Consider the following 8,643-nt stretch of genomic DNA (forward strand, 5'->3'; position numbering starts at 1 on the left):
ACTCACTCCCTCATGGTGAGGAGCCGCGAAGCGGCGTCTCGAACCATCAGCCCCTACTCGCCCCCATCGATCTGCCTCCCCATCAACGCGATGGCGCGCTGATAGACGCCCGCGGCGTTCCAGGCTTCGATGGCGGCGAAATTCGGCTCGCCGGGCTGATACCCCGCGCCGGCGCGCCAGCCGTGCGCTTTCAGGAAGTTCGCGGTCGAACTCAGCGCATTGGCAGCGACGTCGAGATTGCCGGTGCCATAGGCCAGGATGTTCTTGGGCATGAATTGGGTCTGGCCGACCTCGCCATGCATCGAGCCGCGCGTCGACGCCGACAATGTGCCGCGATCGATCAGGCGCATCGCGGCGTAAAGCTGGTCGGTGAAGAATTCCGGCCGCCGGCAGTCATAAGCGAGCGTCGCGATCGAGGAGAGCATGTTCTGATTGCCGCGCTGGCTGCCAAAGCCGCTCTCCATGCCCCAGATCGCGATCAGCGGCCCCGGCGGCACGCCGTAGCGCTGCTGGATCGAGGCGAACAGCGCGGCCTGCGATTGCTTCATCTTGCGGCCGCGCGCGACAATCGCCGGCGCGCCCCGCTTGGCGAGAAACTGCTCCAGCGAGAGACTGAAACTGCGCTGGCCGCGGTCGGCAGCGATGGTCGCCGACGCATAATTGGTCTGCATCAGGCCGGCGATGCTGGCCGCGCCCATGCCCTTTGCCCGTGCCTCCTCCGCAAACGCCTGCTTCCAGGCCTCGAAACCGCCCGGCCCGCTGCCGCATTGGGCGGCATTGGCCTGGGTGCCGAGACACACGAGCGCCATGATGGCTGCGAAAGTAATCCTCATTGGCGTCCGGCTCCCGGTCATTTCAACACTCCCTTTCGCAGCGTTCGGATTCGCCAAGGGATAGCAGATGCCGGCGGCCTCGTCGGCAAGATTTCGCACAGCGAACAAATTTGCCGCGGCTTAACTCGCCTCACTACCCATGCTAGGCTCACCCTCACATAAAGAAAAAACGGGAGAGAATTCGATGCCCAAGACTTTTAGGTCCGAGACTTCTAGGTCCAAGACATTGCGCGTGGGTGGTCTTGTCGCCAGCACCATCGCGGCGGCGTTGCTGGTCGCCACCGTACAGCCGGTCTTTGCCGACCCGGCCAAGTCCAAGCCCATCGCGGTGAAGACACCTGACGGACTGACCATCTCGGCGCAGGAATGGGGCAATCCGAATGGCCCGGAAATCCTGTTCATCCACGGTTTCTCGCAAAGTCATCTGTCCTGGATGCGTCAGGCCGACAGCGACCTCGCCAAGGAATTCCGCATCATCACCTACGATCTGCGCGGCCACGGCAATTCCGACAAGCCGCTCGATCCCGCGAGCTACCGGAATTCAAAAGCCTGGGGCGACGAGGTGCAGGCCGTGATCGACGCCGCCGGGCTGAAGCGCCCGGTGCTGGTCGGCTGGTCCTATGCCGGCCGGGTGATTTCGGATTATCTCGCGACCCATGGCGCAGAGAAACTCGCCGGGATCAACTTTGTCGATGCGCCGATCAAGGTCGATCCCGCGCTGATCGGCGACAATCTGAAGAATTTACCGCTGATGGGATCGGAAGATCTCGTCACCAACATCACCGCGACGCGCGCTTTCCTGCACGGCTGTTTCTCCAAACAGCCGACCGCCGATGACTACGAGACCATGCTTGCCTTCAATATGATGGTGCTGCCCAAGGTGCGCGCCGGTCTCAGCGGCCGCCCGCTCGACGCCACCGAGATGATGTCCAAACTGAAACTGCCGGTGCTGGTGACGCACGGCGCCGAGGACCGCAACGCCAAACTCGGCGCCGGCCAGTATACGGCTTCGGTGATTCCCGGCGCCAAGCTCTCGGTCTATGAGGGGATCGGCCATTCCCCGTTCTACGAAGATGCCCCGCGCTTCAACAGCGAACTTGCAAATTTCGTTCGCGCCGCTGCCAAGACGAATTGAGCGGACGGCTGTAGCAGGTAGCCCGCATGAGCGAAGCGACATGCGGGATCGAGAAGGCGAAGGCCCCGGATGTCGCTTCGCTCATCCGGGCTACGGCGGGCGGCGTAGCTTATCCAACGTCATACGCGGAGTTGATCATCAGCCGCGCATTTGCGCGGCCTATGGGCTATTTCCGTTCTGTGGGCCGTGCGATATCCACTGGATATCGCACGGCCCCGCCCACGGAATGGACTGAATATGGCACTTCTCGAACTAGGTCTCGATACTTTCGGTGACGTCACCAACGGCGCCGATGGCGTCCCGCTGGCGCAGGCGCAGGTGCTGCGCGACGTGGTCGAGGAAGCGGTACTCGCCGACAGCCTTGGCATCGACTTCATCGGCGTCGGCGAACACCACCGCGCCGATTTTGCGATTTCGTCTCCCGAGGTGCTGCTGGCGGCGATCGCGTCGCGCACCACCCGCATCCGGCTGGGGTCGGCGGTGACGGTGCTCAGTTCAGACGATCCGATCCGGGTGTTTCAGCGCTTCTCGACCCTCGATGCGGTTTCGAACGGACGTGCCGAGGTTATTCTCGGCCGCGGCTCATTTACGGAATCGTTTCCGCTGTTCGGCTTTGAGCTGCGCGATTATGAGAGGCTGTTCGAGGAGAAGCTCGATCTGTTTGCCGCGCTGCTGACCCAACAGGGCGTGACCTGGAGCGGCACCACGCGTCCGCCGCTGTCCAACCAGCACGTCTTTCCCAAAGTCGAGCATGGCGCGCTGAAAACCTGGATCGGCGTTGGCGGCAGCCCGGAATCGGTGGTGCGTGCCGCGCGGTACGATCTGCCGCTGATGCTCGCGATCATCGGCGGCGACCCGACACGCTTTGCGCCCTATGTCGATCTGTATCACCGGGCCTACGCCCAGATCGGCAAACCAGTGCAGCCGATCGGTGTCCACTCGCCGGGCTACGTCGCCGACACCGACGAGCAGGCGCGCGAAGAACTGTGGCCGGACTACAAGGTGATGCGCGACCGGATCGGCAAGGAGCGCGGGTGGCCACCGATGGAGCGCCGGGAATTCGACCAGGAAGCCAATCTGGGCTCGCTCTATGTCGGCTCGCCCGAGACCGTCGCGCGCAAGATCGCGGCGACCGCCAAGGCGCTGGGTCTTTCACGCTTCGACATGAAGTACAGCGCCGGCGCGCTCAGTCACGACAAGATCATGCGCTGCATTGAGCTCTACGGCCGCAAGGTAATTCCGCTGGTGCGCGAGATGCTGGCCTAAAGGGTAATGGGTGTCATTCCGGGGCGATGCGCAGCATCGAACTGGGGAGCCGTTCCGGCCTTCTAATTTATGAAGATGGAGCTCGCGCCAAGTGCAACGCAGCCTCAACGCCGCCTTCCAGGATCCGCTCCGCCTGGGCAGCGGTGGGCACGGCCCGCGCCAACTGGAGGGTGCCTACCATGAGGCCGAAGATGGCGGTCGCGCGGCGGCCGCTCGCTGCAGAACCGGCGTCAGAAAGCAGTGCTGCGAGAGTCGAAATGTAGCTTCGCAGTTCTTTCTCGTAGTCTTGCCGCGTGGACAGGGGCTGGCGGGAAATTTCGGGGAGCAACGCCGCTGAGGGGCACCCACCTGCCCGGTCTTCGAGGTGAGCGCGGTTCAGGTACCTACGGATCGCGCCCTCAAGATCGAGGCCCTTCCGCTGATCTTCATCGAAGCGATGTTGCTGATCGACGAGCGCGCTCGCCAGCGCCTCGCGAACGAGCGCGTCCTTGGACTCGAAGTGCGGAGAGAATGCCCCTTTGGTCAGGCCGGCTTCGTCCATGATCCCGGCGATCCCGGCGGCGGAGATGCCGTCTCGGCGCAAGCACTTCGACGCCACATCGACGATGTGCCGTCGCGTCGCTGCCTTATGACCTTTCTCGAAACGCATCTTCTCTCCACTCCACCAATAATCCCGTAAGCTTCAGGCGGCAGCTTCGCCAAGCGAAGGAGTCACGCCATTAGATCGCAATCGACTTGGCACCCAAGGACTTGGCACCCAAGGATTTGGCGCCCAAGGACTTGACGCCCAAGACGCGTTCGATCCCGCGGGCAAGGTTCAGAAGCGGACGGTCGCTCCCCAGGGGAGCGTCCAGTTCAAGGCCAATCGGCAGCCCATCGCGAGACGAGCCGACGGGAAGGCTGATACCCGGCAGGCCTACGCTGCTCGCCGACACGGTGTGGTTCGCCAAAGCGAGGTAGCTGACTTCCTGCCCCGCGATATGGACGGTCGACTGCTCCTCGATCAAAGGCGCCGTGCAGGGCGTGGTCGGCTGCAAAATGACCAGCGCCCCATGAGAGACGAACACCGTGTCGAGGCGACGCTGGATTTCCGGCCGGCTCACATTGAGCGCGGTCTGATAGGCCTCTGCCGAGGTAGCACCTGCACCGCCCGGCAATACGATGTGTCCCCACGCCTGCCGAAGTTGGGGCTTAAGCCCCTCGTAAATCGCCTCGAACGTTGTCGGAATGTCATGGCGGCGAAGGAATTCCGAAATTGCGTCCATCGTCTCATGAGCGAAGATGCCCCACGTCGCGGTTTGGATGAGGGCATTGAAATCGTCGCCAAGGTCTACCTCAACGACCTCGGCCCCCGCGTCCTGCAATCGTCGAACCACTTCGCGAAAGCGGGTCTCGACTTCCGAGTCCACCAGATCAAGGAACTGTCGCGGCGCGAAGGCCAGTCGGGCTCCCTTCATGTCGTAGCCGCTGTCGGAGAACTCGGCAGTCTGTTCACCAGTGACGACCTGATCCATTAAAATGCAGTCCTCTACACTTCGGGCGAATGCGCCTGTCGTGTCGAGCGTATGGGAGATCGGGGCAACGCCGTTGCGCGGCCAACGTCCGGTGGTCGGCTTGAATCCCACGACGCCACAGAACGATGCGGGCACCCGAATTGACCCAACGGTGTCACCGCCCAAGGACGCGGGAACGAGGCCAGCGGCCACCGATGCGGCAGAGCCGCTCGAAGAGCCGCCCGACACGCGATCTCTTGCGTGCGGATTCTTTACCTGGCCGAAACGTGCGTTGTGACCGGTCAAACCGTAAGACATCTCGACGAGGTTATTCTTGCCGAAGATCAAGGCGCCCGCCCCCTTAATGGCTCGGACAGCGTCCGCATCTTCGCGCGGCACGAAATGAGCGAGGCTGCCGAGACCCAGGCTGGTAGGCAGCCCTTTCGTCAAATAGCTGTCCTTCACACCGAGCGGCACGCCAAGCAGCGGTGCCGTCGATCCGGCCACACGCGCTTTGTCCGCATCCCTCGCGGCTGCCAGCACAGCGGCCTGATCGATAGTGATGAAGGCGTTGAGGTCGGCAAACAATTGAGCGCGCTGCAGAAGCGCCGTGGTGTAGGCCTCGGACGTGATCTCGCCGTTACGAATCGCTGCAGCGGCGGCTGCGAGCCCGAGAAAGGTAATATCCGAGGTTGCTTGCGATGCGATGTGGCGGGAAGTGGCAACGGTGACGTCCATGAAATCCTCGCGACAATCTGAGATTGCATCACCGCTCCCGCACAGGGACAGATGATATATTAAATTACGATCATCATATAAAATTACGATCGTACTTCAATGGATATTCTCGCGGCGACGCCCTGTCCGCGAACACATAAGCGTGAGGCACTCGGTTTTTCACGCTTCGACATGAGGTACAGCGCCGGCGCGCTGCGTCACGACAAGATCATGCGCTACATTGAGCTCTACGGCCGCAAGGTAATTCCGCTGGTGCGGGAAATGCTGGCTTGAAACTGACTCTCTCCCCGTCATTCCGGGATGGTCCGAAGGACCAGACCTCAGATGCGCAATTGCGCATCGGGGAATCTCGAGATTCTCCAATGTGCAAGAGCACATTGGAGTTCGATGCTTCGCATCGCCCCGGAATGACACCTGTCAAAGTCGCATGGCGCTATCGCGAATCTCGCAGGACAGAAAACCGGCTAAATGCCCCCGTAGAAACACCTGCCGAATCAGTTCCTGACAGCACAGAGCAACGTAACTTCCACGTCATCGGGCCGTGATGCACGCCTACCGTGGCACGAACCCTGCATAGCCCTGCCCGACCGGGTTTTTCTTACCAACGAAGGCACCTATGCTCGTTACTCTCGTCGCCGTTCTCTGCCATGCCCAGCTCTGCATGGAGAAAGTTGTCACCACCAGTGAACAATCAGGAATCACCATGACGGCCTGTCAGGTGAATGGACAAATCGGTATCGCCGAATGGCTCGCCAATGGTCCGTATCATGATTGGACTCTGCAGCGATACAAATGCGTAATGGGAAAATACATTCCCAAGAGCGACGCATAAGGCTCGCTGAGCATTAGAGCCTTATCGGTTCTGATTGAATCAGAACCGGGCTCTAATCTTCTGATTTGATGCGTTTTCTTCACGCGAACCGGTATCCACTTCGCTCGAAAACGCTCCAGTGTCGCGATAGAAGCTAGGCCGCCGACCAGCCGCCATCCATCGGGATCACGGTGCCAGTAATGTCGCGTGCGGCTGGACTGCACAGAAACACGATCATCGCGGCGACATCGGCGAGTTCGACAAAGCGGCCGCTGGGCTGGCGCTCCTTCATGTATTCGCGCACCGCCTCCTCGCGTGACAGCCCCTTGGCCGCGGCCATCGCATCGATCCGGGAATAGATTGCGTCCGTCGGCAACGTGGCCGGACCGACGGCATTGCAGGTGATGCCGGTGCCGGTGGTTTCCAGCGCGACCGTACGCGTCATCCCGAGGATGGCGGTTTTGGTGGTGACGTAATCGACGCGATTGCGCGCGGCGCGATGCGAATAGGGCGAAGAGAGATTGATGATTCGGCCGTAATCGCGCGCACGCATACCCGGCAACGCAAGCTGGATGATCCGCAGCGGCGCCGTCAGGTTGACCGCCAGCGCACGCTGCCAATCGGTCATCGAAAATTCTTCGAGCGGCGCGAAGTGCCGCACCACCGCGTTGTTGACGACCACATCCGGTCCCCCAAACGCGTCGGCGGAAAATTTCATCAACCGCTCCACCGCGCCGAGGTCGGTGAGATCCGCCTGACAATAGACCGCGCCGATGCCGTGGCGGGCCGCCAGCGCCGCCGCCACCGGTGCAATCGCCGCGGCTTCTTCGAGCCCGTGCAGCACGATGCTGAAACCGGCCGCCGCCAGGCCTTCCGCGACGGCCAGACCGAGCCCGCCGCTGGCGCTGGAGCCGGTGATAAGCGCCGATCGAAGCGGTTGCGTCATGGTGTCAAATCCGTTGTCTCGAGATTTTTTTTGGGTGCGTCAAAAACCAGGGAAGTTCCGTGCCACGGTTCGGCGGATGCTGGCAACAGCAACCGTTCCCGGTTCATGCAACCCTGGTTCCCGCGATTCCTGCACAATTGCTGACCATTCGCCGCCCCAACCTCTCCATACCATTGCCTTGCTTTGGTCAAACATGACTGGCCGTTTGGAGCTGGGCAGGGATCATCGAGGGTGCGCAAGTCCGCCGTTCACCCTATACGGGCGACATCGGACCAACCGGGGACCGCCAATGCAATCCGCGCTGACAGTGCATGAAACCGATCCGCACGACATCTTCGTGATCGAGCCTGACGTCGTTCTGGCCGCACGCCCGGACGCTGCACGCCCTGAGGCTCCACGCGCTGACGCGGTACGCGCAGGCGCTCCGCGAACGGACAATACGCCTGTCGATCCCGTGTACGAGGCCTTAAGCCGGCTCGCGCATCAGCGGGCGGATGTTCAACCCAAATTTTCTGCTGTCGCGCCGAGCCCCACGCTCGATACGACGTTTCGCGCCGCGGCGGCCGATCACACCAAGGCTGCAGGCAAGCGATCGGCATTTGGCCGGTTGGTGAGAAACACTTTCGTCGGATTCCTGTTCGCGCTTGTGAGCGCCATGGCCGCCGCGCTCTGGACCCATCACGGCGATGATGCGAAACAGATCATCGCGGCCTGGCTCCCAGCCAAGCAGACGATCGCGGGCTGGCTGCCGCCCTTTGTTCGCGCAGCCCCGTCGCCGGCCGAACCATCGCCGGTCGCCGATCAGCCAAACGTAACGCCGGTACAGACCGCAACCGCAGATCAGGCGAGCGCACCACCGGATCAGGCGTCCGACACTGCCGCGCCAGCATCGGCGGCCAACCCAACTGCCGAATCGGGGCCTTCGACGCAATCGATGGCGCGTGACATCGCCACGATGGGTCAACAGATCGAGCAGCTCAAAGCCAGCATCGAGCAGCTCAAGGCCAGCCAGGCGCAGATGGCACGCGATGTTGCCAAATCGTCTGATCCAGGCCTGCGACCGCGGGTCGCGACGCTGCCGCCAAAGCCAGCCGCGGCGACGGTGCCAGCACCGGTGCGAAAACCGAAGCCGGTCTACCAAGTCTACCAGCCGTCGGCACCCGCAGCGGCTTCCACCTTGCCGCCGCCATCGGCCGCCACCCCTGCCCCGCCGCCGCTATCGCAGCCTGCGCCGCAACCGCAAGCCGCGACTACCGCCGAAGACGGCGGCCCGCTGGTGCGACCGCCATTGCCGCTGCGATGATCTAAGATCGTAGGGTGGGCAAAGGCGCGCTTGCGCCGTGCACACCATAATAAAGCATGATGAATGCAAGACGGTGGGCACGCGGAGCCTGTCATCGGGCGCGCATTCGCGCGACCCC

At 62.3% G+C, this 8,643-nt stretch carries 8 protein-coding genes and 1 pseudogene; 5 read left to right on the forward strand and 4 right to left on the reverse strand.

The window, feature by feature from the left end; all coding sequences use genetic code 11:
* Nucleotides 1-53: 53 nt before the first annotated feature.
* On the reverse strand, nt 54-833 hold the full coding sequence (locus HB676_RS33500) for a lytic murein transglycosylase (protein WP_249780583.1): 780 nt from the start codon (nt 831-833) through the stop codon (nt 54-56).
* A gap of 184 nt (nt 834-1,017) precedes the next feature.
* On the opposite strand from HB676_RS33500, the gene HB676_RS33505 reads away from it, so the two are divergent.
* The gene (locus HB676_RS33505; RefSeq protein ID WP_213742797.1) at nt 1,018-1,968 is read left to right on the forward strand and encodes an alpha/beta hydrolase; all 951 of its coding nucleotides are present in this window, start codon (nt 1,018-1,020) and stop codon (nt 1,966-1,968) included.
* A 237-nt stretch (nt 1,969-2,205) separates the two neighbouring features.
* Entirely contained in the window at nt 2,206-3,234 is a 1,029-nt protein-coding gene (locus HB676_RS33510; RefSeq protein WP_213742798.1) for an LLM class flavin-dependent oxidoreductase, read from the forward strand.
* Nucleotides 3,235-3,301: 67 nt separating this feature from the next.
* Here the strand turns inward: HB676_RS33510 and HB676_RS33515 are convergent, their stop codons facing one another.
* Nucleotides 3,302-3,883, reverse strand: a complete 582-nt coding sequence (locus HB676_RS33515) for a TetR/AcrR family transcriptional regulator (RefSeq protein ID WP_213742799.1) — start codon at nt 3,881-3,883, stop codon at nt 3,302-3,304.
* Nucleotides 3,884-3,953: 70 nt separating this feature from the next.
* Nucleotides 3,954-5,465, reverse strand: a complete 1,512-nt coding sequence (locus HB676_RS33520) for an amidase family protein (protein WP_213742800.1) — start codon at nt 5,463-5,465, stop codon at nt 3,954-3,956.
* Between the two features lie 144 nt (nt 5,466-5,609).
* Between HB676_RS33520 and HB676_RS33525 the strand changes: the two are divergent.
* Both HB676_RS33525 and HB676_RS33530 read left to right on the forward strand, forming a co-directional pair.
* A pseudogene (locus HB676_RS33525) lies at nt 5,610-5,738 on the forward strand (LLM class flavin-dependent oxidoreductase); the annotation flags it as partial.
* A 343-nt stretch (nt 5,739-6,081) separates the two neighbouring features.
* Nucleotides 6,082-6,297, forward strand: coding sequence for a hypothetical protein (locus tag HB676_RS33530; protein WP_213742802.1), 216 nt, complete (start codon nt 6,082-6,084; stop codon nt 6,295-6,297).
* Nucleotides 6,298-6,430: 133 nt separating this feature from the next.
* Here HB676_RS33530 and HB676_RS33535 read toward each other — a convergent pair whose 3' ends face one another.
* The gene (locus HB676_RS33535; RefSeq protein WP_213742803.1) at nt 6,431-7,222 is read right to left on the reverse strand and encodes an SDR family oxidoreductase; all 792 of its coding nucleotides are present in this window, start codon (nt 7,220-7,222) and stop codon (nt 6,431-6,433) included.
* Nucleotides 7,223-7,511: 289 nt separating this feature from the next.
* Between HB676_RS33535 and HB676_RS33540 the strand changes: the two genes are divergently transcribed.
* Nucleotides 7,512-8,525, forward strand: coding sequence for a hypothetical protein (locus tag HB676_RS33540; RefSeq protein ID WP_213742804.1), 1,014 nt, complete (start codon nt 7,512-7,514; stop codon nt 8,523-8,525).
* Nucleotides 8,526-8,643: the final 118 nt, after the last annotated feature.

The sequence above is a fragment of the Bradyrhizobium sp. dw_411 genome, from assembly GCF_018449695.1.
Taxonomy (GTDB): Bacteria; Pseudomonadota; Alphaproteobacteria; order Rhizobiales; family Xanthobacteraceae; genus Bradyrhizobium.